At 61.1% G+C, this 25,888-nt stretch carries 24 protein-coding genes; 15 read left to right on the top strand and 9 right to left on the bottom strand.

Translation table 11 applies throughout. The features are described from left to right. Nucleotides 1-10: 10 nt before the first annotated feature. The 6 genes from OZ428_RS14115 to OZ428_RS14140 form a co-directional block, all read right to left on the bottom strand. On the bottom strand, nucleotides 11-985 hold the full coding sequence (locus OZ428_RS14115; protein ID WP_269133793.1) for an ABC transporter substrate-binding protein: 975 nt from the start codon (nucleotides 983-985) through the stop codon (nucleotides 11-13). A gap of 156 nt (nucleotides 986-1,141) precedes the next feature. Beyond that, nucleotides 1,142-1,507, bottom strand: a complete 366-nt coding sequence (locus tag OZ428_RS14120; protein ID WP_269133794.1) for a 4Fe-4S dicluster domain-containing protein — start codon at nucleotides 1,505-1,507, stop codon at nucleotides 1,142-1,144. 171 nt (nucleotides 1,508-1,678) lie between these two features. Then, the gene (locus OZ428_RS14125; RefSeq protein WP_269133795.1) at nucleotides 1,679-3,199 is read right to left on the bottom strand and encodes an FAD-dependent oxidoreductase; all 1,521 of its coding nucleotides are present in this window, start codon (nucleotides 3,197-3,199) and stop codon (nucleotides 1,679-1,681) included. A gap of 10 nt (nucleotides 3,200-3,209) precedes the next feature. Continuing rightward, a complete protein-coding gene (locus tag OZ428_RS14130) occupies nucleotides 3,210-5,663 on the bottom strand; it encodes a TonB-dependent receptor plug domain-containing protein (RefSeq protein ID WP_269133796.1) in 2,454 nt (817 codons plus the stop codon). Nucleotides 5,664-5,889: 226 nt separating this feature from the next. Beyond that, nucleotides 5,890-7,473 carry a rhodanese-related sulfurtransferase gene (locus tag OZ428_RS14135; protein WP_269133797.1) on the bottom strand — a complete coding sequence of 528 codons (1,584 nt, stop codon included), beginning with the start codon at nucleotides 7,471-7,473 and terminating at the stop codon, nucleotides 5,890-5,892. Beyond that, the gene (locus tag OZ428_RS14140) at nucleotides 7,470-8,081 is read right to left on the bottom strand and encodes a cysteine dioxygenase (protein ID WP_269133798.1); all 612 of its coding nucleotides are present in this window, start codon (nucleotides 8,079-8,081) and stop codon (nucleotides 7,470-7,472) included. The genes OZ428_RS14135 and OZ428_RS14140 overlap by 4 nt, the downstream gene beginning before the upstream one ends. Before the next feature lie 212 nt (nucleotides 8,082-8,293). Between OZ428_RS14140 and OZ428_RS14145 the strand changes: the two genes are divergently transcribed. Further along, nucleotides 8,294-9,199, top strand: coding sequence for a LysR family transcriptional regulator (locus tag OZ428_RS14145; RefSeq protein ID WP_016980074.1), 906 nt, complete (start codon nucleotides 8,294-8,296; stop codon nucleotides 9,197-9,199). 107 nt (nucleotides 9,200-9,306) lie between these two features. After that, nucleotides 9,307-10,101, top strand: a complete 795-nt coding sequence (locus OZ428_RS14150; RefSeq protein ID WP_038846144.1) for a class II aldolase/adducin family protein — start codon at nucleotides 9,307-9,309, stop codon at nucleotides 10,099-10,101. A gap of 40 nt (nucleotides 10,102-10,141) precedes the next feature. Here the strand turns inward: OZ428_RS14150 and OZ428_RS14155 are convergent, their stop codons facing one another. Then, nucleotides 10,142-11,224, bottom strand: a complete 1,083-nt coding sequence (locus tag OZ428_RS14155; protein WP_269133799.1) for an LLM class flavin-dependent oxidoreductase — start codon at nucleotides 11,222-11,224, stop codon at nucleotides 10,142-10,144. Between the two features lie 274 nt (nucleotides 11,225-11,498). On the opposite strand from OZ428_RS14155, the gene OZ428_RS14160 reads away from it, so the two are divergent. The 3 genes from OZ428_RS14160 to OZ428_RS14170 all read left to right on the top strand — a co-directional run bounded on the left by OZ428_RS14160 (nucleotide 11,499) and on the right by OZ428_RS14170 (nucleotide 13,777). Beyond that, on the top strand, nucleotides 11,499-12,320 hold the full coding sequence (locus tag OZ428_RS14160) for an ABC transporter permease (protein WP_269133800.1): 822 nt from the start codon (nucleotides 11,499-11,501) through the stop codon (nucleotides 12,318-12,320). A 1-nt stretch (nucleotide 12,321) separates the two neighbouring features. Next, nucleotides 12,322-13,080, top strand: a complete 759-nt coding sequence (locus OZ428_RS14165; RefSeq protein WP_269133801.1) for an ABC transporter ATP-binding protein — start codon at nucleotides 12,322-12,324, stop codon at nucleotides 13,078-13,080. 76 nt (nucleotides 13,081-13,156) lie between these two features. After that, nucleotides 13,157-13,777, top strand: coding sequence for a hypothetical protein (locus OZ428_RS14170; protein WP_269133802.1), 621 nt, complete (start codon nucleotides 13,157-13,159; stop codon nucleotides 13,775-13,777). Here OZ428_RS14170 and OZ428_RS14175 read toward each other — a convergent pair. After that, nucleotides 13,729-14,061 carry a hypothetical protein gene (locus tag OZ428_RS14175; RefSeq protein ID WP_033897177.1) on the bottom strand — a complete coding sequence of 111 codons (333 nt, stop codon included), beginning with the start codon at nucleotides 14,059-14,061 and terminating at the stop codon, nucleotides 13,729-13,731. The genes OZ428_RS14170 and OZ428_RS14175 overlap by 49 nt on opposite strands. Further along, a complete protein-coding gene (locus tag OZ428_RS14180) occupies nucleotides 14,058-14,366 on the bottom strand; it encodes a phosphomannomutase (protein ID WP_241495483.1) in 309 nt (102 codons plus the stop codon). The genes OZ428_RS14175 and OZ428_RS14180 overlap by 4 nt, the downstream gene beginning before the upstream one ends. A gap of 219 nt (nucleotides 14,367-14,585) precedes the next feature. Between OZ428_RS14180 and OZ428_RS14185 the strand changes: the two genes are divergently transcribed. From OZ428_RS14185 to OZ428_RS14230, 10 genes are all read left to right on the top strand, one after another. After that, the gene (locus OZ428_RS14185) at nucleotides 14,586-15,026 is read left to right on the top strand and encodes a low molecular weight protein-tyrosine-phosphatase (protein ID WP_269133803.1); all 441 of its coding nucleotides are present in this window, start codon (nucleotides 14,586-14,588) and stop codon (nucleotides 15,024-15,026) included. A gap of 122 nt (nucleotides 15,027-15,148) precedes the next feature. Next, nucleotides 15,149-17,371: a polysaccharide biosynthesis tyrosine autokinase gene (locus tag OZ428_RS14190; protein WP_269133804.1), complete on the top strand. Its 2,223-nt coding sequence runs from the start codon at nucleotides 15,149-15,151 to the stop codon at nucleotides 17,369-17,371. A 73-nt stretch (nucleotides 17,372-17,444) separates the two neighbouring features. Next, the gene (locus OZ428_RS14195) at nucleotides 17,445-18,779 is read left to right on the top strand and encodes a UDP-glucose dehydrogenase family protein (protein ID WP_033897181.1); all 1,335 of its coding nucleotides are present in this window, start codon (nucleotides 17,445-17,447) and stop codon (nucleotides 18,777-18,779) included. Then, nucleotides 18,776-20,077: a lipopolysaccharide biosynthesis protein gene (locus tag OZ428_RS14200; RefSeq protein WP_269133805.1), complete on the top strand. Its 1,302-nt coding sequence runs from the start codon at nucleotides 18,776-18,778 to the stop codon at nucleotides 20,075-20,077. The genes OZ428_RS14195 and OZ428_RS14200 overlap by 4 nt, the downstream gene beginning before the upstream one ends. Next, complete coding sequence (locus OZ428_RS34505; RefSeq protein WP_330913710.1) at nucleotides 20,067-20,660, top strand: acyltransferase; 594 nt, start codon at nucleotides 20,067-20,069, stop codon at nucleotides 20,658-20,660. The genes OZ428_RS14200 and OZ428_RS34505 overlap by 11 nt, the downstream gene beginning before the upstream one ends. Nucleotide 20,661: 1 nt before the next feature. After that, nucleotides 20,662-21,894, top strand: a complete 1,233-nt coding sequence (locus OZ428_RS14210; protein ID WP_269133806.1) for a glycosyltransferase family 4 protein — start codon at nucleotides 20,662-20,664, stop codon at nucleotides 21,892-21,894. Further along, complete coding sequence (locus OZ428_RS14215) at nucleotides 21,872-23,194, top strand: O-antigen ligase family protein (protein WP_269133807.1); 1,323 nt, start codon at nucleotides 21,872-21,874, stop codon at nucleotides 23,192-23,194. Before OZ428_RS14210 ends, OZ428_RS14215 begins: the two co-directional genes overlap by 23 nt. 31 nt (nucleotides 23,195-23,225) lie before the next feature. Further along, complete coding sequence (locus tag OZ428_RS14220) at nucleotides 23,226-24,371, top strand: glycosyltransferase (protein ID WP_269133808.1); 1,146 nt, start codon at nucleotides 23,226-23,228, stop codon at nucleotides 24,369-24,371. Next, nucleotides 24,368-24,937: a putative colanic acid biosynthesis acetyltransferase gene (locus tag OZ428_RS14225; RefSeq protein WP_269133809.1), complete on the top strand. Its 570-nt coding sequence runs from the start codon at nucleotides 24,368-24,370 to the stop codon at nucleotides 24,935-24,937. The genes OZ428_RS14220 and OZ428_RS14225 overlap by 4 nt, the downstream gene beginning before the upstream one ends. After that, nucleotides 24,934-25,869, top strand: coding sequence for a glycosyltransferase family 2 protein (locus OZ428_RS14230; protein WP_269133810.1), 936 nt, complete (start codon nucleotides 24,934-24,936; stop codon nucleotides 25,867-25,869). The genes OZ428_RS14225 and OZ428_RS14230 overlap by 4 nt, the downstream gene beginning before the upstream one ends. The last annotated feature ends 19 nt before the right edge of the window (nucleotides 25,870-25,888 follow it).

Consider the following 25,888-nt stretch of genomic DNA (forward strand, 5'->3'; position numbering starts at 1 on the left):
CTGCTCCTGATTAGCGCGAGGCTTGGGAAAGGGGGACACGCTTGGCGTTGAAGCTCTTGTCGAAGCCCTGTGACACGTCGATATGCTTGAGCAACAGGCCTTCTTTTTGGTAGGTGTCGGCGGTCGCTTGCAGGCCGCTGATGACCGCGTCGTCGATGGCGACTGGGGTCAGGTGTGTGTCCTTGGCGACTTCCACATGCACCGCCAGCGGCAGGCCGGTGATCTTGGCCTGGGCGGCCGCGTATTCATTGGGGTGCACGTTGGCCCAGGCATAGGCGCGATCAAGACGGGCGACAAAGTCATCCAGTTGCGCGCGCTTGTCGGCGATAGCCTGGCTGGTAGCCGCGAGGTACAGGTGATTGCTCAACAGCTTGTTGCCGCTGATCAGCACGCGGGCCTGGCTTTGCGAGGTGACCACGGTGGTGTACGGGTCCCAGGTGGCCCAGGCGTCGGCGGTGCCGTTATCCAGCACCAGGCGCGACTCGCTCGGCAGCAGGAAAATGAATTGCACATCCTGGGTGGTCAGCCCGGCGGTGGCCAGGGCCTTGATCGCCAGGTAATGGCCGATGGAACCGCGCCCGGTGACGATTTTCTTGCCCTTGAGGTCGGCGACGGTTTTGATCGGCGAGTCCTTGGGCACCAGTACGGCCGTGGTGTTTCGGCCTTCGGCGTGAATGATGCTGACCACCTTGAGCGACGCACCGGCCCCCAGGGCGAACACGTAGGGCGCGTCACCGAGGGCGCCGATGTCCACGGCGCCGGCGTTCAGGGCTTCGCCCAGCGGCGAGGCAGAAGGGAACTCCGACCATTGAATCTGGTAAGGCACATTTTTGGCTTCGCCGGAGACTTCCAGCAGCGCCTTGATCGTGGATTTCTGATTGGCCACGCGCAGCGGTTGCAGGTCGGCGGCATGAGCACTGCCGATCAGACCGAAGGCGAGGGCGGTGCCCAGGAGCAGGCGCTTGAAGGGGGTGGTAAAGACCATGGGATGCAGGCTCCAGGCAGATCAAGAAGGGGTTCGTTTACCTCCGCCTGGAGAAGGGGTCGGTGAGTGAGTTAACGTTATTCCCATAAAAACCCACTGTGAAGTTCTTTTTGGTTATATGTTAATTATCAAAATAATTCATTATGAGTAGATTGATTATTCGCTAATTGCATTTGTTGATGAGGTGCGGGCGAGCGCGAAGATGCCATCCATGCGCCAGTGCTCGTTGCGATGGGCAGGATCATCGGCCCATTCGTCCCACCCGGAGTCGCGGCGGTATTGGCCGAGCAAGCCGGCTTCACGCACTGCCACGGGGTCAGGATGACGCAGGTGTTCGACGTCCGGGTCGACGTACAGCGCGTCGCTGCTGCAATACAACTCGCACATGAAGCAGGTCTGGCAGGCGTGTTGCTCGGCAATCAGCGGTTTGCCGGCTGTGTCGGCGGCAAGCACATTGGTGGGGCACACCGCGACGCATTGGCCGCAGCCGTTGCACAGGTCGGAGTAGATCAGTTCGATCATGGTTGAATATCCCGTTGTGGAGGGCTTTTTGTGGTGAGCAGGCTTGCCCTGCGTTGGGCTGCGAAGCGGCCCTATGAATGTCAGCGTATTTTTCCAGGTAAAACTGTGACGCCTGGTTTTGGGGCTGCTGCGCAACCCAGCGCAGGGCAAGCCTGCTCACCACAGAGGCCGTCATGCCATTGGGGAAATGGGGTCGAAGCGCGTTTGTATCGTGTCCACACCGGACAGCCGCAGATGCGCGTCGTACTGCGAGCGCTGCCCAGGCGTATCGCTACGCTGATGCATGCCACGACTCTCCTTGCGCAGCGCGGCGGCGGTGTAGCACCAGCGCGCAGTGGCGGCCATGGCGGCGGTTTCACGGGCGCGCAGGGGGTTGCCGGTGAGGGGCGTGGATTGCAACTGGTCCCAGACGTTATCGAGTTCACGCAACGAACGCTCCAGTTGATGGCCGCTGCGGAACAGGTTCTTGTCCAATGGATGCACTTCGGCCTGGATACGTTGGACCAGCTCTGCGCTGCCCCCCGAGGCACCCTCGAACCCGCGTAGCGCGCCGTGATACGCGGCCTTCTGCCGTGCCAGTCGCGCGGCTCCACGGCCCGCCCATTGCCCGGTCGACAAGGCCCACGCCGAGTTCTGCGCACCACCGCCGGAGGTGGCGCCGGCAATCGGTTCACGGCTGGCGGCATCACCGGCGGCGAAAACGCCGGGCACGCTGGTCTGGCAATCATCATCCATCAGCCTCAGCCCGCCGACGCCACGGATGGTGCCCTCAGGGTGGAGGGTCACGGCAAATCGCTCGCGGTAAGGATCAACCCCGCGTCGGTCAAACGGCAGCATCAGGTTCGGCTGGATACTCGGCAGTTGCGCACGGATGTCCGCAGGCACTCTATTCAAGCGGCAATACACCGGGCCATTGAGCAGTGCCTTGGCCAGGTCCTCGGTGAAACTCGGACCGCCATTGATGCCCAAGGGGCGATCCGCCGCATCGAAGTACTCACCAAAGCTGTACACCATCGAACGGGTCATGCTGCTGCCGGCCGCCGCGATGCAGTAGTAGTTGGAGAACTCCATGCCCGACAGTTCGGCGCCGGCTTCGGCCGCCATCAGGTAACCGTCGCCGGTGTTGGTGTGGCTGCCCAGCAAGCGGGAGAGGAACGCACACCCTCCGGTGGCGAGTACCACGGCGCCGGCGCGGATCAACCAGTCGCCGCCGGCCTGGCGTCGCCAGCCACGGGCGCCGACGACGCTGCCATGGTCGTCGCGCAGCAGTTCCAGGGCGGGGTGGTGATCGAGAATCTTCACGCCGCTGTCCAGCACCCGACGGCGTAGGCCGCGCAGGTATTCCGGGCCGCGCAGGCCACGGTACTGGGTCTGGCCGTGTTCGTTTTGCGGGAAGGCGTAATAGTCGCTCAAGCCTGGCAGGCTGGTCCAGGTGGTCTCGATGGCGCGGGCCATCCAGCGTGCATCCGCCAGGCCGTAGGCGGTGCCCAGGCGTTTGTCGATGGCGGCTTCGCGGGCGCCGGGCGGCACCCACCAGTGGCCAGGACCGGCGGTGGCAGTGACGCCGCTGGTGCCGCAGTAACCTTTGTCTACCAGGATCACGCTCACGCCTTCGCGTGCAACGGCGATGGCGGCCCAGGTGCCGGCCAATCCACCGCCGACAATCACTACGTCACAGCTCAATTCAGTCATCGCCCAGGCCTCAGAAGTTGTACGCCAGGCGCGTGTAGTAATACGCGCCGCCAAAGCCGAAGGGCGAGAACTGTCCGTATTCGTAACCGCCAGCCCAGTCCTTGATGCCTTTTTTGTCGGGGTAGACGTTGAACAGGTTGTTGGCGCCCAGGGCGATGGTGAAATGCTTGTTGATGTCGTAGGCGGCGTCGATATCGCTGATCCACTTGGCGCTGAACGTGCGGTCGTTGATCGGGTTGTTGTCGCCTTCGGTGTAGCTGCCGAAGCGGGTCAGGGCCAGGTTGAGGGTGTAGGCGGTGACTTTCCAGTTGGCCGCCAGGATCAATTTGGATTGCGGTGTGGCGACGGTCAGGTCCTTTTGCAGGCGGCGGTCGAAAATCTGGTAGTTGGCGCCCAGGCCGGCCAGCGCGGGCGGGGTGTCCTGGAGTTTTTCGATCTTGGTCTGGTTCCAGTTGTAGGCCAGGCTCCAGCGCACTTGGCCGTACTGGTCCAGTTGCTGGCGGTATTCGTTGATGATGTCGACGCCACGGGTGCGGGTGTCCACCGCGTTGGTGTAGTACTGCGCGTACAACCCGGGCGACAGGCCGTTGGCGACCAGCACCTGTGACACCGCCGGCCCGCCGAGCAGGCTGGTGGACACGATGCGGTCGCGGATGCCGATCTGGTACAGGTCGGTGGTCAACCGGTAGTTCTGCGTGGGTTCGTAGGTGAAGCCGAAGCTGTAGTTCAGCGATTTTTCCGGCTTGAGTTTCTCTGCGCCCAACGCCTGGGCTTCAGGCGTGTCCACCGGCAACACCTTGACCGGCACCGAGACCTGCTGGCCGTTGACCACACCGCCGGAGGTAAAGGTGGATGACGCGTAAATCGTCTGCGCCAGCGAGGGCGCACGGAAGCCGTTGTTGATCGTGCCGCGCAGAGCAAACTCAGGCGTGAGCTTGAAGCGTGTCGACAACTTGCCGCTCCAAGTGCTGCCGATGTCCTGGGTGTAGCGCTCGTAACGCGCAGCGGCGCCGACGTACCAGCGGTCGGTCACGTCCAGGCCCAGGTCGACATAGCTGGCGACGTTGCTGCGGCTGATTTCCCCGGCATCCGCTGTGCTGGTGCCGTTGTACGAGGCCAGCCCCGGCAGTGGCGTCTGCCCGGCGAACGGCCCGCTGGGCAGCACGTAGTTGCCGGGCGTATAGGACGCATAGTCACCGGCTTCGATCTGGTACTTCTCCCAGCGGTACTCAAAGCCGAACGCGGTTTGCAGCGGGTGGGCAAGGCCGATATCAAAGCGGCGGCTGAGGTCCAGGTTGTTGGTCCACTGGTCGAAGATCTGCGAGGCCAGGTTGAATGAGGTCGGGCTGGTGGGACCCCAGGACGGGTTCAGCGTGTTGTTGGCATTGAGCGTGGAGTCGTCTTCGCCCCAGGTCGAGCTGATGTCGTAATCCCAACCGCCGACCAAGCCCTTGAAGCCGCCAGCCACCTGGAAGTCCTTGGTGCGGTTGCGTCGTTGCGCGTGGATGCCGTCGGGGTAGGGTGTGTTCGGGTCGCCGGCCAGGGCGGTGATCTCGTTGGGGCGGTAGTTGCCGGTGACCTTGGTGGTTTCCAGGTAGCTGGCGGTGGAGAACGAGTAGAACTTGAGGTCGTCCTGCAGCGGCAGTTCCAGGTTATAGCTGGCGTTGGTGACCTTTTCGCGGCCCAGGCCATAGCTGGGGTTCCAGCCGTGGCGGTTGACGGTCTGGTCGCGGCTGTCGGGTGCGGCGGCGGTGCCGTACAGGCGGCCGGTGGCGCTGCCGGTCCGGTCGAAGGGTTCCTGTTCCTTGACGTCCAGCGCCAGGTTGGCGAAACCGTCGTTGGGCAGCGCCAGGCCATAGTTGATGGTCTGGTGCACGGTGTCGCCATCACCTGCGCCATAGCGGCCGAACGAGGTTTCGGCGCTGCCCCCGCTGTCGTTTTCCTTGAGGATGATATTGATCACCCCGGCGATTGCATCCGAGCCGTATTGGGCGGACGCGCCGTCGCGCAGTACTTCGATATGGTCGATGGCCGACACCGGGATCAGGTCCAGGTTGACCGGCACCGCCGCCGTGCCGATGCGCGCCAGGTTATTGATCAGCGCGGTGTTGTGGCGGCGCTTGCCGTTGACCAGCACCAACACCTGGTCACCGGAAAGCCCGCGCATGGTCACGCCGCGGACCGACCATGAGGTGCCGCCGCCGTTGATCGCCGGCAGGTTGAACGACGGCAACAGACGCGCCAGCAGTTCCTTGAGGCCGACCTTGCCGCTGGCTTGCAGCTGCTCGGCGCTAATCACGTCGATGGGCGAGGGGCTGTCGGCGAGGGTGCGGGGCTGGTTGCCACGGTTGCCGGTGACGACGACGGTGCCGAGGGTTTTGTCGGGGGCGTCGGCTTTAACGGGAAGGCTGACAGCGAGCAGGCTCAGGGCGGCTGCGCAGTATTGAAAGCGGGATGGGGGCATGGGGGATTCCTGGCGGTCATTGTGGCGAGGGAGCTTGCTCCCGTTGGGCTGCGAAGCAGACCTTTGCAAGTCACTGCGTTCCGTCAGAAAGAGCGCGAGCGGTTGCCTGGGGTCGCTTCACGACCCAACGGGAGCAAGCTCCCTCGCCACAGGGGTTCAGCCTCCGCCTGGAGAGGGGTCGGATGTCGGGCCTGCACCCGGTGTGGGGGCAGGCAGGTTGGGTGAGTCAGATCACGTAGAAACCATGGGTGCCGTCGCGGGCCAGTTGGTCGACCAGGCCGAACTCCCAATCCAGATAGGCCTGCATGGCTTCCTTGGGGTTGTCGGTACCTTCGTACGGGCGGCGGTAGCGGTCGATGCGCGGTGAGGCCAAGTGAGTTTCACCTTCTTCCAACGGCAGTTGCGCATTGATCCAGCCGGCGGTGCCGTCTTGCAACAGGAACACCTGCTTGCCGGTGAGGGCTTCGACTTCGGCCACCGCCAGGCGCGCCAACTGGCTGCTGCCGCAGGTCAGCACGTAGCGTTGGGCGGCGGGCACCTTGGCCAGGGCCTGGGGCAGTTGCGCGCGCAGGGCCCACCAGGCACCGGGGATGTGGCGCTTGACGTAGTTGGCGCTGGCGGTGAAGTCCAGCACCACGGTGTCGCCATGGCCGAGCCAGTCGCTGAGGGTGTGCGGGCTGATCAGTTCGGCTTGCACGGGTGCCGGAACCCGCGCGACCCAGGCGCCTTTGTCGCTGAAGTGCGCCGGTTGCAGGTTATCCAGTACGTACACTTCCCAACCCAACTGGGCCAGCCAGGAGGCGGACATGTTGGCGCGCACACCGTCGTCATCCGCGAGTACCAGGCGTGCGCCACGCACACTGGCGACGTGGTCGGTTTCTTGCACCAACTGGCCGCCGGGCGTGGAGCGTGCGCCGGGCAGATGGCCGGCTTCAAATTCTTCCGGCGTGCGTACGTCGAACAGGTAAGTAGTTCGCGTCGCTTCTTGCTGCCAGGCCTGCAGATCGGCCAGGGTCGCACGACCCACGCGGGCTTTGTCGGCAACGCGGCGCGCATCGGCGGCGGCGACCTGGCGATGTTCTTCCGAGGTCGGCGCAAAGCGGCGTGACTGGCCATGGGCGAGTTTCTGCCCGGCCAGGGTCCAGCCGATGGTGCCGTTGCGCAGCGCCGACACCGGGTTGGCCACGCCGGCATTGATCAGCGACTGGGTGCCGATAATGCTGCGGGTGCGTCCGGCGCAGTTGACGATGATGCGGGTGGCCGGGTCCGGCGCCAGTTCGCGGGCGCGCAACACCAGCTCGGCACCGGGCACGCTGATGCCGGTGGGAATGCTCATGGTCTGGTATTCGTCGAATCGCCGCGCATCGAGCACCACCACATCGGCCTGGCTGTCGAGCAGGGCCTGTACTTCTTCGGCGGCCAGTGACGGTGTGTGCCGCTCGCTTTCTACCAGTTCACCAAACGCCTTGCTCGGCACGTTCACGTCGATGAACAGCTCGCCACCGGCCTTGCGCCAACCGTCCAATCCGCCTTCAAGCAGGCTGACCTGGGTGTAGCCCAGGGCGACCAGACGCTCGGCAGCACGGGGCGCGAGGCCTTCGCCGTTGTCGTAGACGGTGACCTGGGTAGCGCGCCGTGGAATGCGCGAATACACCTCCAGCTCCAGTTTGGACAGCGGTATGTTCGCGGCGAACAGCGGGTGGGATTCGGCAAACGGCGCCTCTTCGCGCACGTCGATCAGGGCCACTTCTTGATGGTCCAACAGGGCCTGGCGAAGCTGGGCAAAACTGCGGGTGGATACAGTCGTCATAGGGCAGGGCTCTTTTCTTTGGACAAATCCCAGATATTCGGGAGGAAGACGTTGGAATAACCGGAGATAAACAGTTTCTCGCTGCCGTCGGGCTGGTACACCGCCCGGCGCACCGCACCGATATTGGCGCCGTACACATGGATACTGATGGACACCTGGTCGCTGTGGGCATTGCTCACCTGGTGAATGTCGCCGACCTTGGGCGACACGGCTTCAACCTGGCCCGGCACCAACTGGATCGGTTTGCCTTCAGCCACCAAGCGGCCATCCGGCGCGCGCTCGAAGCCTTGGGAAAATTCCGCACCGCGCAGCATGCCGATCAGGCCCCACACCCGGTGGTCATGGATCGGCGTGCTTTGCCCCGGCCCCCACACAAAACTGACGATGCTGAAGCGCTGGCGCGAGTCGGCATGCAGCAGAAATTGCTGATAGCGCTCGGGATCGGGCTGGGCGAATGCATCGGGCAGCCAGTCGTCATGGCTGACCAGCTGCGCCAGTAGCTTGCCGCCCCGGTGCAACAGGTCGCCTTCGCGTGGATTGCCGTCGATCAATTCCGCCAGGGCGCCGATGAAGGCTCTGAGTCTTTCGGGGTGCTTGGCCTGGGTCATGACAATTCCATGGTCGGTGGTAATGGGATTATCTAAGCATAATGTTTATAGTTAATATGCTATTTTTTAATGATTAGCTTATAGCTGAAGGTAATTTAGAACCGGTCTGAATAGCGTTAGACGTTATCGATCACAGCGTGGGCTATCCAGACAGCGTTCCTGCAACTATGCTTCGCACACATCTTAATGACTGTTCTCTATGTGCGGCCCAAATGAAAATTGACGATATCGATGCCTTTGTCGAAGTGATTCGTTGCCAGTCCATCAGCCATGCCGCCGAGTCGTTGCAACTGACTCAGCCAGCCATCACCCGCCGCGTGCAGAACTTCGAGCAGGCGCTGGGCGTGGAGCTGTTCGACCGCAACACCAAACCCCTCAAGCCTACGCTGATCGGCACCCGCGTCTACGAGCAGTGCCGGCTGATTCTGCGCGAGATGGATGCGCTGCGTGAACTGGTGGCCACCGACGCTCCGCCCACCGGCGTGCTGCGCCTGGGTGTGCCGCAGACCATCGGTGATGTGGTGCTGCTCGATGCGCTCAAGCACCTGCGTACCGAATACCCGGACCTGCGTGCCCAGGTCGCCACGGGCTGGGGCAGCCAATTGGTCGGCAAGATCGAGCGCGGCGAGCTGGATGCGGCGGCGGCGTTGTTCCCGGCGGGCAAGATCTTCCCGGACAACATCATCGGCGAGTCCATCGGCAAGATGGAACTGGTGGTGGTCTGCGCCAAGGCCCAACTGCCCAAGAAGCCTTGCAAGCTGGCGGATGTGTACCAGAATGGCTGGATCCTCAACCCGGACGGCTGCGGTTTCCGCGCGGGGTTGCAGCGGACCCTGTCCGATCAGGGCCTGGCATTGCGGGTGAACCTGGAGACGTTCGGTACTGAGCTGCAATTGGGCCTGGTGGCGGACGGCCTCGGCCTTGGCCTGGTGCCACGTCCGTTGCTGGAACGCAGCGCACACCGTGAGCAACTGGCGGTGATGCCGCTCAAGGACTTCAAGCCGGTGATGGACCTGTGGCTGATCTACCCGCACTTCCTCGGTAACCTGCAGGGGCCGGTGGATGCGTTTGGCAAGTGGGTCGCGGCCTCGTTGCACAAGATCAAGGATGCAGCATGATATGAAAAAAAATAATAATTAGCTTAGATTAAAATGTGCTTTTTATTATTTTTTTGCATCCCCTAGGCTTGCCTGGAAGTCCTTAAGGCCATCCAGGAAGTTTTGCCATGAGCAGCGTCACCTCGATTTCCAGCGTTTCCACCAATGTCCGCCAGCGCGTCACTCCGGAAGAATGGGAAGTGCGCGTCAAACTGGCCGCCGCCTATCGCCTGGCGGCCTTGTACAAGTGGACCGACCATATCTACACCCACTTCTCCGCCCGCGTACCGGGCCCGGACGAGCATTTCCTGATCAACGCCTTTGGCTTGTTGTTCGATGAAATCAGCGCGTCCAACCTGGTCAAGGTCGACCTTGACGGCACCATCGTCGACGACCCTACCGGCCTGGGCATCAACTATGCCGGCTATGTGATCCACAGCGCCATTCACGGCGCACGCCACGACCTGCAAGCGGTGCTGCACACCCACACCCGCGACGGTATTGCGGTATCGGCGCAAAAAGACGGCCTGCTGCCGATCTCCCAGCACTCCATTGGTTTCTCCGGGCGCGTGGCGTACCACGGGTATGAAGGCGTTGCCCTCGACCTTGACGAGCGTGAGCGGCTGGTCGCGGATTTGGGTGACAAGAGCGTGATGATCCTGCGTAACCATGGGTTGTTGACGGCGGGCGTCAGTGTTGAACATGCGTTCCAGCAGCTGCAGCAGTTGGAGCGTGCGTGCAATATCCAGGTCGCAGCGCAGGCTGCGGGGAATGCGGAGTTGATTTTCCCGCCGAGGGAGGTGGTGGAGAAGGTTGAGCAGCAGGCCAAGGTGTTTGCCAGTGGTGATGGGCCAGGTGTGGCGCGGCATTGGAATGCGTTGATCCGGCAGTTGGAGCGCAGTGATACCGACTACAAGAACTGAATCTTCAGTGGGGGAGTTGGCTCACCAACTCCCCTGGGGATCAAGCCACTTGCTGGGCCTGCTCGCGTTCAGCGATCAGCTGGCGGGTAAGAGGAATCAGGCGCTTGCCATAGTCAATGGCATCATTCAACGGATCAAACCCACGGATCAGGAACGTGGTGATCCCCAGATCGTAGTAATCCACCAACGCCTCCGCGACTTGCTCAGCGGTGCCTACCAGCGAGGTGGAGTTACCCTGTGCACCGAGCAACCCCGCAATCCCCGTCCACAAACGCTTATCCAGCCGCGATCCTTGCGCGGCCGCCGCGAGCAGCCGGCGCGAGCCTTCATTCGGCGGTTCACGCCGCACAAAGCCATTTTTTTCGGCCAACTCGGTGGCCTGCTGCAAGATGCGCTCGGCCCGTGCCCATGCCAGTTCTTCGGTCTCGGCAAGGATCGGCCGCAACGACAAACTGAAACGAATCGTACGTCCATGCTTGGCCGCCTCGGAGCGCACCTGGGTCACGATCTCACGCACTTGTTCGTAAGTTTCGCCCCACAGCGCGTACACATCGGCGTGCTTGCCCGCCACTTCGATCGCGGCTTTGGACGAACCACCAAAATACAACGGGATATGCGGTTGTTGCGGCGACTTCACCGTGGAATGCGCGCCTTCGACCTGATAGTAGGTGCCCGAAAAATCGAAGGGCTGTTCGCGGGTCCATTCCTGGCGCACCACGCTCAGGTATTCGTCGGTGCGGGCATAGCGTTCGTCTTTACCGATGTGGCTGCCGTCGGCGCGCAATTCGCGATCATCGCCGCCGGTGATGATATGCACCGCCGTGCGTCCACCGTTGAACACGTCCAGGGTGGCGAACTGGCGTGCCGCCAACGTGGGCTGGGCGAAACCTGGGCGGTGCGCGATTAGGAATTGAAGTTTTTGGGTCACGCTGGCGGCGTGGGACGCGATCAGCGTGCTGTCCGGGCTGTTGGAGTGGAAGGCCACCAGCGCGCGGTCAAACCCGGCCTCTTCGTGGGCGCGGGCCACGGTCTCGACATAGTCGGGTTGCAGGGTCGGGCCGCTGCGCGGGTGGATCTCGGAAGCGTGATGGCCGCCGATGTAGCCGATGAATTCGATGCTCATGGTCTGTCCTTGTCTTGGGTGTGATTGGCACCTCCACCGGGCAGGGGGTCGGTTATTCGCGTCCAAAGTAGGGGCAGGGGGAAGGGCTGTAAAATGCCGATTGGTTCTAACCTAATTATTAAAATGTAGAATCATGATTTAGCTTTTGTATCAGTAATTTGCATTTTGTGCGCATTAGGTTATTCCTACAAAGACTTTCACGACGGTTTTTTATGCGATTAGCATGGCCCTGCAGCGGCGCGCCTGGCCGTGTCTTTTAGGGAATGAAAGCCTGATGAGCGAGACGATCACCGTCAACAAACGCGAGAGCGCAGCGAAAGTGGTGCGCACCTGGCGCCCTCCCGATGCCCTGCTACGGCTGATCAGTCCTATTGTGTTGTTGCTGCTGTGGGAGCTGGCGTCGCAAGTGGGCTGGATTCCTGCACGGGTCATCGCGGCGCCCTCGCAGATTGGCGGGACGTTATGGGCGATGATCGCCTCCGGCGAGCTGGGCAAGCACCTGCTGGTGTCGTTGCAGCGAGCGTTGTTTGGATTGAGTATCGGCGTGAGCATAGGTGTGGTCGCGGCGCTGATTTGCGGCCTGTCCAAGCGCGGCGAGGTGGTCCTCGATTCGCCAATGCAGATGCTGCGCACCATCCCGTCCCTGGCCCTGGTGCCGCTGTTTATCCTGTGGTTCGGCATCGGCGAGTTCACCAAGATCGCGCTGATCGTGACGGGCACGACCTTCCCGGTTTACCTCAACCTGTTCGCCGGTATCCGCAATATCGATCCCAAATTGATCGAGGCCGCCAACACGCTGGGCCTCAACCGGCGTGAGCTGATCTGGCATGTCATTCTTCCAGGCTCGCTGCCGTCTTTCTTTGTCGGCCTGCGCTACGCCCTGGGCATTTCCTGGCTGGCCCTGGTGTTTGTCGAACAGATCAACACCACTGCCGGTATCGGCTTCCTCGCCAGTGACGCGCGCGACTTCATGCGCACCGACGTCATCGTCATCTGCCTGTTGATCTACAGCGTGCTCGGCCTCTTGATCGACGGCCTGATCCGCACCCTCGAACGCTTCGCCCTGGCCTGGCGGCCATCCTTAGTGAGGAACTGACATGTCGACGCTAGAAGCTCCCGTACAACTGCGCAACGTGGTTCGCCAGTTCGGCCAGCAGCGGGTCATTGATGGCCTGGACCTGGACATCGCTCCCGGCGAATTCGTGGCCTTGCTCGGCGCCAGTGGTTCCGGCAAGACCACGTTGCTGCGCAGCCTGGCCGGCCTCGACACTATCGACAGCGGCCAACTGCGTGTGCCCAAGGCGCGAGCGGCGGTGTTCCAGGAGCCGCGCCTGATGCCGTGGAAGCGCGCCTGGAAAAACGTGGTGCTCGGCTTGCGCATTCCCGACGCCAAGGCCCGTGCCGTGCAAGCCTTGACCGAAGTCGGCCTGGCCCATCGCCTGGAGGCCTACCCGGCCACCCTGTCCGGCGGCGAAGCCCAGCGCGTGGCCCTGGCCCGTGGCTTGGTGCGCGAGCCCAAGTTGTTGCTGTTGGATGAACCGTTCGCCGCCCTCGACGCCCTGACCCGCATCAAAATGCACCGCCTGATCATCGAGCTATGGCGCAAGCACACCCCGGCGGTGTTGTTGGTGACCCATGATGTGGACGAGGCGATCCTGTTGGCCGACCGGGTGATCGTGCTGGCGGATGGCAAGGTGGCCGAGCAACTGACGATTGATCTTCCCCGCGCACGGGACACCGGCCAGGACGGCTTCCAGGCCATCCGCGCGCGCCTGCTGCACCTGCTCGGCGTGGAAGTGGGCATACCGGCGGCTCGGCCGACAGCAGTCAGCCTGCGACGGGTGGCCCAAGGCTGACCCTCGATAACGTTGTATTTCCCTCGACACTGAGGTCTGATGGGCGCCGAAAACGGCCACGTCAGATTGGGGATATATGCGGGCAGAACTTGCGCAATATGGCGGTATCACCGTGATGATTCCGGCCGCCATCATCATTGCCGTGTGGCTCAGGTATTCCAACCCTTGGGCGCTTCGAGCCTGGGTCATTACCGTCGGTGTCACGTATTCGATAGTCGCGTTCAGCAAGTTGCTGTTCAAGGGCTGGGGCTTGTCCTTCCAGCACCTGGACATTGCCGTGCTCAGTGGCCATGCCATGAACACGAGCTTGATGGTCACCGTGGCAATCAGCCTGGTGGCGCGCCAGTTCAACCCGGCGCTGCGCTGGCCGGCGGCAGGCGTGGGAGTGTTCGCCAGTCTCTGGTTCAGTGCCTATTGCGTCGCACCTTATATCCATCCACTCAACGAGGCCGTCGCCGGAGGCCTGTTGGGCGCCAGCGCGGCTATTGCGTTTCTGTGGCGTATTGAAGCCACCCCGATCAAGGTGTCACCCTCTTTTATCAGCGGTGGCCTGGTGGTCCTGCTGGTGTGCGCCCTGATGCCCAAATACAACGCCGAGTTATTGCTCAACCGCGTGGCAATCGCCTTGTCAGGCGCCGATCAAGCCCATCAAGCGCCTTCATGGCGGTTGGACTCGGCGCACAGAGACGCCGAGTAATTCACCAGGTCCAATGCCCGGTTGCTGTCCACCAACAGTTCCAGCAGCACCGTTTGTGCGTTGAAGCGCCGCACATCGCCTCGACGCCGCGCTTCCTTCATCTGCTTGAACAGCGTGTGGGTGATTTGCTGCGGGGAACTGCCCTGCAGTTGATTGAGCCAACGGCCGATGGCCTGGGTATTACGCCGGTACTGCGCGCCCGCTGCCGGCTCGGCGAAGGCTTCGAACATCCCCGTGAGTTTCCTCAGCGCATAGCTGCGTATCACCTCATCCAGCAGGCTCATGGCCGTTCCTCGGTGCCGGAGATGTTCGCCAGCAACTCGGCCGTCTTGACCTGCATGAACTGGCTATCACCCCGACTTTCCACGCACAGGCATACCGACAACGGGTCACTCACCTGCAACTTGAAACGCCAATCGGCAAACACCATGGACAGCCCGGAACAGGACTCGTCGCTGGCCAGCGAGTTGTCGCTGTACAACACCTGCATGCGCTGGACGACGCACGTCGAGTTATTCACTTCGATATGAATATTCCCCGAAGAGGGGAACAGGCCAATACGTTCTACCAATAACTTTGAAGTGTTCATGGCCGACCCTTGTTGTTACGGATGGGCGGCACTTTATTATGCAAAGGACTAAAAGTACGGGAATGTTATTTTTCGTCGGTGAATACGATTTTGTTATTTTTAGTCTGTTTCGATGAGTGGTCGAAGTTCCTGGCTTGTGAGCATAATCGTCTCGCTGCTTGAAGTAAGGTCATCCCTTTTACTACCGGGTTAATACTGTACGGCGCGTGGGAGGTTGCCTTGTTCAATAGGATTTTGATTGTGTGCGTCGGCAATATCTGTCGAAGCCCCACGGCAGAACAATTACTGCGCAATGCACTTGCGTCCTCCGCCATTGAAGTCAGTTCGGCGGGGCTCGCGGCATTGCGTGACAGCCCGTTGGAGCCCACGGCTTCACGCGTGCTTGAAGAGCATGGTCATGCGCCAGGCTCACACAAGGCGCGGCAGCTGACCAGCGACGCGGTCAGTGATGCGGACCTCGTCCTGGTGATGGAGCAGCGGCACATCGAAGGGGTGCTCAGTCTCGCTCCTGAGGCGCGGGGCAAAGTGTTTCTGTTGGGTAAATGGCAGTCCGATCGGGAAATCATGGACCCTTATCGTCAGGGCAAGTCGGCCTTTGTTCATGCTTATACGCTGATAGAACAAGCGACACAGGCGTGGGCGCGAAGATTGATCAGTTGAGTATTTATGCACGTTAATTGAGCGTGTATGTAGTGAGTGAAGCCGTTAAATGTGCATGGAGCCGGGCGACTTATCATCCTGTGCCATTGCTTGACTATCTGTTAGAAAAAAAGAACTGACTTATGCAATCAGCACCTGCAATAACGTCGCACAACGGCGAAGAAACAGACCTGGATTTCATGATGTTGCTGGGCACTTTGCTGGACCATAAGTGGCTTATCGGTGGGATCAGTCTTGTCTTTATGGCGCTGGGTGTGACCTATGCCGTGTTGACACCTCCCGTCTATCAGGCGACTGCGCTGGTCCAGGTCGAGCCGAAGAAAAGCGACATGCTGGGCTTTTCGGATGTCGGCAGCCTGCTCGGCAAGGAGTCGCCCACCGTCACCGAAATCGAGCTGATCCGCTCGCGAATCACCATTGGTACCGCCGTCGACAACCTCAACCTGGACCTTGAGGTGAAGCCCAAGCGTTTTCCGTTGATCGGTGATTTCATGGCGCGCCGTTTCAAACCTGCACAGGCTGACGCTGTGGCGAGCCCATGGCTGGGTCTGGACAGCTACGGTTGGGGTGGCGAGGACCTGAAGTTCTCGCAGTTTCGGCTTCCTGCAGACCTGTTGGGCCAGGAACTGACCTTGACCGCCGACAGTGGCAACCGTTTTACCCTGACAGATCAAGACGACAGGGTTTTGCTGACGGGGCAGGTGGGGCGCTTCTACGAAAGCAATGGCATCCAGCTGCGGGTCGAGACGCTGCAAGCCAACCCTGGCATGCAATTCAGCGTGGTCCGTTCGCCACGCCTGACCAGTATTCTGCGCTATCAGAAGTTGCTCGATGTCGCGGAGCGCGGCAAGGAATCGGGCATCATCGGCCTGGCGTTGGAAAGCACACGACCGGCCGCGGCCATTCAAGTGCTCAACGAAGTGGCACGCATCTATGTGCGCCAGAATATCGAGCGCACGTCCGCTGAGGCGGCCCAGAGCCTGGCCTTCCTCAAGGATCAACTGCCCCAGGTGCGCAAGGATGTCGAACAGGCCGAGACAGCGCTGAATAAGTTTCAGATCCGCAACAAGACCATCGACATCAGCCTTGAGGCCAAGGCGATTCTTGATCAGATCGTCGCACTGGACGCCAGCATCTCGGAACTCAAGATGCAGCAGGCCGAGATCGAACGTAAGTTCACGCCCCAGCACCCGGTGTATCGGGCACTGCTGACGCAATTGGCAGAACTCACTGCACGTCAGAATGAGCTGGCCAAGAAGGTCGAGAGCCTGCCCACCACTCAGCAAGAGCTGCTGAGCCTGACCCGAGACCTCAAAGTCAGCACCGAGATCTACACGCAACTGCTGAACAAATATCAGGAACTGGACGTAATGCGTGCCGGCACAGTCGGCAACGTGCGCTTGATCGACACTGCCGATGTCGACCTGCGCAACCCGATCAGGCCGCAAAAAGCCCTGATTGTGGTGATCGCCACGCTGCTCGGTGCCTTTGTCGCGATTGCCCTGGTGTTGTTTCGCAAGGCGCTCAATCGCGGCGTTGCCAACCCCAGTGAACTGGAAAAGCTCGGCTTGCCGGTCTATGCGGCGATCCCGTTCAGCGCCATTCAGAAGGACATGGACCAGAAGCTTTCGCGTGGCGGCAAGGCCGACTCAACGCAACTGCTCGCCCTCAGTCATCCAACCGACCTGGCCATTGAAGGGCTGCGCAGCCTGCGCACCAGCCTGCATTTCGCGATGCTGGAAGCCAGCAACAACCGCCTGATGATTTCCGGGCCCAGCCCACAAGTCGGCAAGACATTCGTCTCAGCGAACCTGGCGGCGGTGGTTGCCCACTCGGGCCAGCGGGTGTTGTTGGTGGACGTGGACATGCGCAAGGGCTACTTGCACAAAGTCTTTGGTGTGCCGGCTGACAACGGTCTGTCCGATCTGCTGGCCAAGCGTTGCGAACTCAGTGCCGTCATCCACTCCACGGCGGTGGAAAACCTGCACATCCTCGCCCGTGGGCGCATTCCACCGAACCCTTCAGAGCTGTTGATGCACGCCAATTTCAGCGCGTTCCTCGAACAGGTCAGTGGGCTCTACGACCTGGTGATCCTGGATACGCCGCCGTTCCTGGCCGTCACCGACGCAACCATCGTTGGACGCCAGTCCGGCACCAACCTGATCGTGGCCCGATTCGAACTGAACTCGGCGCGCGAAGTGGAGCTGACGATGCGCCGCTACCAGCAGAACGGCATCGAACTCAAAGGCGCGATCTTCAACGGTATCGAGAAGCGCTCATCCGCCAAGTACGGGTATGGCGCCTACAGCTATTACCACTACGAGTACAAGTCAGACAGCGTTTGACCCCTGATGGCAGGCAATTGAAATCCAACGCGCAGCACGTCTACCACTGGCCGCAGGTTCAAAGAGAAGCGTTATGAAAGTCACTGTTTTTGGGATTGGTTATGTGGGGTTGGTCCAGGGCGCAGTGCTCGCCGAAGTCGGCCACGATGTGCTGTGCGTCGACATCGACGCCCAACGGGTCGAGCGCCTGAAACAGGGACACATCCCGATTTACGAACCCGGTCTGGAGACCCTCGTCAGGGAAAATCATGCAGCCGGCCGCTTGAATTTCACCACCGACGCCGTGGCCGCAGTCCAGCATGGTGAGGTGCAGTTTATCGCCGTGGGCACGCCGCCAGATGAAGACGGTTCGGCCGACTTGAAGTATGTGCTGGCGGTGGCCGAGACCATTGGGCAGCACATGCAGGCGCCGCTGACGGTCATCGACAAATCCACCGTTCCGGTGGGCACGGCTGACAAGGTCAGTGCGCGCGTTGCCGCCATGCTCGCGCTGCGTGCGCGTACCGACTTGGCCTTCGACGTGGTGTCCAACCCGGAGTTTCTCAAGGAAGGATGCGCGGTGACGGACTGCATCCGGCCGGACCGCATCGTCATCGGCACCGCCAGTGGGCATGCGGAAGCGGTGATGCGTGAGCTTTACGCACCGTTTAATCGCAACCGCGAAAAGATCATCGTGATGGACGTGCGCAGCGCGGAGTTGACCAAGTACGCCGCCAATTGCCTGCTCGCCACCAAGATCAGCTTCATGAACGAGATGGCCAACCTGGCCGAGCGCCTTGGTGCGGATATCGAGATGGTGCGCCAGGGTATCGGTTCCGATCCGCGCATCGGCTATCAGTTCCTGTATGCGGGTGTGGGGTATGGAGGCTCGTGTTTTCCAAAGGACGTGCAGGCCTTGATCCAGACCGCGGAGACCCTCGACTTTGACGCCACGTTGCTCAAGGCGGTGGAACGGCGCAACGCTGACCAGAAGAACAGCCTGTTCAACAAGATCTCCACTCATTTCAAGGGTGAGTTGGCAGGCAAGACCTTCGCGCTCTGGGGGCTGAGCTTCAAGCCCAATACCGATGACATGCGCGAGGCGCCAAGCCGTGTGTTGATGGAGGCCCTCTGGCGTGCGGGGGCAAAGGTGCAAGCCTTTGACCCGGAAGCCATGGAAGAAACCCAGCGCCTGTATGGCGACCGCGATGACCTGCGCCTGTGCGGCACCAAGGAGGCTTGCCTCAAAGGTGCCGACGCCTTGCTGATCGTCACCGAGTGGCAGGTGTTCAAGGCGCCGGACTTCAGGGTGATCCAGCAGCAACTCCAGCAACCGCTGATTTTCGACGGGCGCAACCTGTTCGACCCGGTCAGCATGAACAAGAAGGGCATTCATTACGTCTCCATTGGGCGACCCCTGAACCCATGAGCGTGCTCAAGAGAATCGTCAGCGGCATTGGCGCCAATTCGTTCGGCCAGGTAGTGAACCTGCTGATTCAACTGGTGAGTGTCCCGGTGCTGATCGCCAGTTGGGGGTTTGGCGCCTACAGCGAGTGGGTGGTGCTGTCGGCAATTCCGACCTACCTGGCGCTGTCCGACCTGGGCGTGACCACGGCGGCTTCGAGCAAAGTGGTGATCTGGCATGAACGCGGGCGGTTGAGGGTCGCGCGGGCGGTCTACAGCACCAGCTTTGCGTTCCTGCTGCTGGCCGGACTCAGCGTGTTGTTACTGGCCGTGGGATCGCTGGCGTTTTTCGACCTGTTCAGCCTGCTCAATCTCAAGTCGATCAGGAGCGGCGACGGGGTGTTGATCCTGTCGGCGCTGACGGGCTATTCGTTGCTGTGCCTGTTGACCAACATGATCTCGATCCGCTATCGGGCCTTCAAGGTGTTGCCGTTGTCGTCGTTCATCATGAACGTCATTCGCATGCTGGAATGGTCGGCCGCCTTGTTGTGCGCTTATCTCACCCAGAGCTTGGTCGCCACCAGCCTGATGCTGCTGGCTGTGCGCCTGGTTGGCCTGGTGAGCAAGAACCTGATCGCCAACCGATTGGGCATCACCTTGCGATTCAACCCCTCGATGATCGGCAAACGCGCGTTCGTCACCTTGATCAAACCGTCGATTGCCTCGCTGGCCTTCCCGATTGGCCTGGCGCTGAACGTGCAGGGGTTGATCATTTTGTTGTCGGTGCTGCTGTCTCCGGCCCATGCGGCGATATTCGGGCTTTACCGCACCATTTCTCGGGTGCTGGTGCAGTTTTCGACCGTGGTGAACCAGTCGCTGTGGCCGGAAATTTCCTATGCGTTCTCCATCGGTGACAACCAGTTGGTCAGGAAAATGATCCGTTACGCGTTGAAATTCTCCTTGCCCATCGCCTGTGTGATGGGGGCGCTGGTGGTGGTGTACGGCGGGACGATTTTTGATGTGTGGTCGGGCCGCAAGGATGATTACTCATCGAGCATCATGCTGGTGCTGATCATCGGCGCGCTGACCCACGTGGCCTGGCAAGTGTATTGGGTCGCGCTGATGGCGACGGCGTCTTATGCGTCCTTTGCCGTGGTGTTCATGCTGGTGTCGATCGCCAGCAGCCTGGCGGTGTTTTGCCTGGCGCAGGACTACGGTCTGTTGGGCGTTTGCTATGTGCTGGTGGCCACCGAAGTGGTGCTGTTCGGCTTCGCCAAGCGCGGGTTCCATCGCCTTGAAGTGAGGATGGCCCGTGCTGATTGATCACCTGATCCGCCATCGACTCAAAGTCAGCCTGCTGACGCCACAAGGGCTCAAGTACCTGGCCAAACGCGTGCTGTTGCTGGGCCGGCTGCTAACGGCCAGTCGTCGGCAGCGCGCCTTGCGCCGACAGGGGGCCACGCTGGGTGAGTTGGTCATGATCAACGCCGTGGAGTTCGAAGGCACCCTGCGTTGTTTCAGCCTCGGCACCGGCAGTTTTATCGGCAAGCGCAGCTTTATCCAATTGCATGCTCCCGTTCGCGTGGGTGCCCATGTGGCGATCAACGAGGGGGTGCGCATTCTGACCGGAACCCATGGCCTGGATGATCCTGCATGGCGGTTGAAGGTGGCGCCGGTGGTGATCGGCGATTACGCGTGGATTGCCACCGACGCGATCATCTTGCCGGGGGTGACGATTGGCGAAGGTGCCGTGGTTGGCGCGGGCAGTGTGGTCGGTCGCGATGTGCAGCCCTACACCGTCGTGGCGGGTAATCCGGCGCGGTTCATTCGCGCGCGCGCTGCGCAGACCTTCACCTACAGCCCGGTACGCTCCAGCGCCGTGGTCGAAGCCTGGATGGGGAAATAAGATGATCCTGGTCGCCCATCCGGTTGGTAATCAGAATGTCCGCGCATTGCTGCGCGCGTTGAATCAGCGGCAGTTGCTGCACTCGTTTCATACCTCGCTGGCCTTGCACAAGGATTCATTCCTCTGTCGCCTCCCCGTGATCGGCAAGGAGTGCCTGCGGCGCACCTTTGATCAAGTGGACGGCGCCTTGCTGCACAGCTACCCACGGGTTGATGTGCCGCGTGTGCTCTGTGACAAGCTGAAGTGGTATCGCTTCACGCAGCGCAACGTTGGAATGTTCTGTCCGGAAAATGTGTACCAGCACATTGACCAGGCCAGTGCCCACTTCCTGTACCGGACCCCGCGCAAACCCAGCCAGGTGTATGGCTATGACGGCAAGTGCCTGGGCTTGTTCAAAGCGGCCCGGCACATCGGCGGTATTGCCCTCAACTATGAGGCGGCCTTCGGCTCTATCGCCTACGCGTGCAAGGTACTGGAGCATGAGCGTGAGGCCAACCCGGCCTGGCGGGCGAGCATCCCGAATATCAGTGACGATACCCAACGCAAGCAGACCGACGAGCTGGCGCTGGCGGACCGGATCATCGTGGCGAGTACGTTTGCCAAGCGCACACTGGGTGACCATGGCATCGCTGCAGACAACATCTCGATCACCCCTTACGGTGCCCCCGCGCCGATGCTGTGCCATAAGGTCAATGCGCGGCGGGGTGGGCGCTTGAAGGTGATGTATATCGGCGCGCTGACCCAGCAAAAAGGCATCTCGTATTTCTTCGATGCGCTGAACCTTGCCGCGAGCAGCGTGGCCCTTGACGTCACGGTGATCGGCGGCGACTACGCCAATGGCCGCAACCCGGCGCTCAACGCCGAGCTGAAGAAGTATCAATGGTTCAGTTCAGCCTCCCACGATGAGGTGATCCAGCACTTGCTGGAGGCCGATGTATTGGTCCTGCCGTCACTCGCCGAGGCGTTTGGCCTGGTGGTGGGGGAGGCTCTATCGACGGGGACGGCGGTGATCGTGTCGCACAACTGCGGCGCGGCGGACCTGATCGTTGAGGGGGTCAATGGTTATGTGGTGCCGATCCGTTGCGCCGAGGCCATCGCCCGTCATCTGGTGGACCTGGCCGAGGACACGCAAAAACTCAATGAGCTGAAGCACAACGCCGTCTTGTCCGCCGGTGGCACGACCTGGGAGAGCTACGCCAAGGGGGTGATGGATGCCATCCTTTGCCAGTCCTGAACCGGTCAGCCTGCGTGAGCGCTACCGGTTGCGAGTGGTCAGTGCGTTCGTGCTCATCTACCTGTTCATCCTGTTCGAAGGGGTCTTGCGCAAGTGGGTGGTGCCGGGGCTCAGCTCGGTCATCTACTTCATCAAGGACCCGATCGTCCTTTACATTTATGGGTGCGCCTACCGGTTCGGGTTTTTCTCGAAGAACCTGGTGTCGGCCTACTTTGTTGTGCTGGTGCTGGTGTTTTTCGTGCTGGTGTCGGCGTTTTTGTTGAGCAGCCCCGAAGGCGTTGTTATCTACGGCTATGGCGTGCGCAACTACTTGCTGTATTTCCCGTTGATCTTTGTTGCCGGCAAGACGCTCAGGCTGACGGATGTCTACCGGTTTGCGCGTATCACGCTGTTTGCGGCGATCCCGATCAGTGTCCTGGTGGTGCTGCAGTATTCGTCCGGGCCGCAGGCGTACGTGAACAAAGGCATTGGCGATGATGACTTCATCTTCATGATTGCCGACGGCGTGGTGCGGCCGTACGGGACCTTTACCTTCACGGCCGGGCACGTAGTGTATGTGTCGGCCTGCTTTGCGTTCCTGGTCGCGGCGGTTTTCGACAAGGCCTTGTTCCGTGCGGTGTTTGCGCGGCGTTATGGGCTTTTTGCGGTGTCGGCGGCGTCCGTGGCGGTGATGTGCTTCCTCACGGGCTCCAGGGCCATTTATGCGTATGCCGCGATTGTGCTGCTGGCCGCGCTGATGGTCGCCTTGATCAAGAAGTCCCAGCGCAACCTGCTGTCGCTGTTTTTCCTGGCGGCCGCGTTGTTTGTCAGCCTGCTGATCTTCATGTCCACCGACAGCTACCAGGTACTGGTGGAGCGCAACCGCAGTGCGGTGGCCAGTGAAGGGTCGCCGGTCACTCGTGCGTTCTCCAGCCTGTATGCCTTCACGCGTGTAGTCGACGACGCGCCGCTGTGGGGCCATGGCATCGGTTCAGGTACCAACGCCGCCTCGACAATCCTGCGCGCCGGGCGGGAACAGGGTGCGGGGTTTCTGCTGGCCGAGGATGAATGGTCACGCATCGTGCTGGAGATGGGCCTTCCCGCCGGATTGATGTTCATCCTGTTCAGGATCTTCGTCCTGCTCTGGTTGTTGCTCAAGTCCTACACGGCGCTGGTCAGGCAAGGCACCGGCGTGCCGTTGCTGCTGTGCGGGTTCCTGGCACCGATCCTGTTCAACGGCGTGATGACCATGCAGGGCACGTTCCTGGCGTTTGGCGTGTTCTACGCCTGCCTGATCCTCGCGGCTTGCAAGAAAACCTGAACTCACTCAACGCATCAGCGGACGACAGCACTTGAAGTTACTCAGAATCATCTCTTCGGTCAGACCGGAAAAAGGTGGGCCGATCAACGCGGCTCGGGAAATCGACACGCTGCTCATTCGGGACGGGCATCGTGTGGATGTGCTGACGCTGGATGGCGCGTTCGCGGTCGACTATCCCGGCACCGTGCACTTCATGGGCCCCAGCCGGTTTGGCTACGGGTTGAATGGCAACCTGCGCCCTTGGTTGGAGCAGCATGCCCGCGACTATGATTTTTTTATCATCAACGGCTTGTGGCAGTACCACGGGTTTGTCGCCCGCCAGGTACTGAACAAGCTCGGCCGGCCATACATCGTGTATACCCACGGCATGCTCGACCCCTGGTTCAAGCACGAATACCCGCTCAAGCATTTAAAGAAATGGCTGTACTGGCCCTGGGGTGAATACCGCGTGCTGAGGGATGCGCGGCGCGTGGTGTTTACCAGTGAGGAAGAACAGCTTCGCGCGCGTGAATCGTTCTGGCTCTATCGCGCCAATGAAACGATTACGGCCTATGGCACGTCCAGTCCGCCGGCTGACGAGGCACGGCTGGCACAAGACTTCGTTGCGGCGCACCCGCAGCTCAAGGGCAAGCGGGTGGTGCTGTACCTCAGTCGTATCCACCCGAAAAAGGGCTGTGACCACCTGTTGCAGGCGTTCGCCCAGGTAGCCGGGCTAGACGAGCGCCTACACCTGGTGATGGCGGGTCCGGATCAGGGCGGGTGGGTGCAGGCGCTGCGCAACCAGGCCGAGCAGTTGGGCATCGCCGACCGTATCACCTGGCCCGGCATGCTGCAGGGCGCGGCCAAGTGGGGCGCGTTTTATGCCGCCGAGGTGTTCTGCCTGCCGTCGCACCAAGAGAATTTCGGCGTGGTGGTGGCGGAGGCGTTGGCCTGCGGCAAGCCCGTGCTGATCAGTGACAAGGTGAACATCTGGCGCGAAATCGAGAAGGACGCTGTGGGGTTTGTCAGCCCAGACACGGCGGCCGGTGCCGTGCAGAACCTGCAGCGCTGGTTGCAACTGGATGCGCCTGCTTATGCGCAGATGTCCGAACGGGCCAAAGTGTGTTTTGCCGAGCGCTTTCATATCCGCCGGGGGGCGCAGCGCCTGCTGGAAATTGTGCGGGAGTGCTTGCCGTGATTCTTCAAGGCAATGACCCGCATCGCTCGCCGTCTTTCTCACTGGGCCATCGTTTGCGTCGCCTGCTCTGGAACATGGTGTACGTGGTGCTGTTTCGCACCAGCCCACGCCCGTTTCATGCCTGGAGGGCGTTCCTGCTCAGGTTGTTCGGTGCGCGGCTGGGCAAGGGCGTGCATGTGTATCCACGGGCCAAGGTCTGGGCCCCCTGGAACCTGGAACTGGGCGATCATGTCGGGATCGCCGACGGCACCACCCTGTACAACATGGCGTTGATCCGCATCGGGCGCTACAGCGTGGTGTCCCAGGGCGCGCACCTGTGCGGCGGCTCCCACGACTACAACAGCAAGAACTTCCAGCTGTATGCCAAGCCCATCGTACTGGGGGAACACGTGTGGGTGTGTGCCGAAGCCTTTGTCACCCTGGGTGTCAGCGTGGCCGACGGGGTGGTGGTGGGGGCCCGCTCCCTGGTGATCAAGAGCATCGCGCAGCCGTGGAGCGTGCACGCCGGGCATCCATCACGGCAGATTGGCCTGCGTACCCAGCACGACCAGGCGGTGAAACCATGAAGCGCGAAACCGTCAGCGTGATCATCCTCACCTACAACGAAAGCCTGCACATCGCACGGGCCATCGACTCGGTGCGCGCCTTCAGTGACGAAGTGCTGGTGGTGGACTCGTTTTCCACCGACAACACCTGCGACATCGCCCGCCGCCATGGGGCAATGGTGGTGCAGCACACCTTCGTCAACCAGGCCAAGCAATTCCAATGGGCGCTGGACAATTTGCCGATCACCGGCAATTGGACCCTGCGCCTGGACGCCGACGAAATCATCGAGGCCGACCTTGCCGCGCAGATCAATACGCGGCTGCCAGGCCTGGCCCGCGATATCACCGGCATCAACTTCAAGCGCAAGCATATTTTCATGGGCCGCTGGGTGCGCCATGGCGGCCGCTACCCGTTGAAAATGCTGCGGCTGTGGCGCACGGGCCTGGGGCGCATGGAAGACCGCTGGATGGACGAGCACATCTCGGTTGCCGAGGGGCGCACCATCACCCTGGAAGGTGGGTTTGCCGACCATAATCTGCATGACTTGACGTTCTTTACCCACAAGCACAACGGCTACGCCACTCGCGAGGCCATCGAAATACTCAATGCGCGGCTCGGGCTGTTTGCCATCCGCGATGAAGTGCATACCGGGCAGAGTTCGTTCCAGGCCAAGGCCAAACGCCTGGTCAAGAACCGCGTGTACAACCGCGTGCCGTTCACCCTGAGTTCCACGGCGTATTTCTTGTGGCGCTACATCATTCAGCTGGGGTTTCTCGATGGCCGCAGCGGTCTGGTCTATCACCTGCTGCAAGGCTATTGGTACCGCTTCCTGGTGGGCGCGAAGGTGCTCGAACTGGAAACCGCAATTGCTCATTTAAACGATAAGGACGCCATTGTTCGCGAACTTTCAAAGTTGACCGGACATAACTTGAACCTGCCCACACAGCAGTAACTGACCGTTTTTAACAAAC

Origin of the sequence: Pseudomonas sp. GXZC (assembly GCF_026967615.1) — a bacterium.
GTDB classification, from domain to species: Bacteria; Pseudomonadota; Gammaproteobacteria; order Pseudomonadales; family Pseudomonadaceae; genus Aquipseudomonas; species Aquipseudomonas azotoformans_A.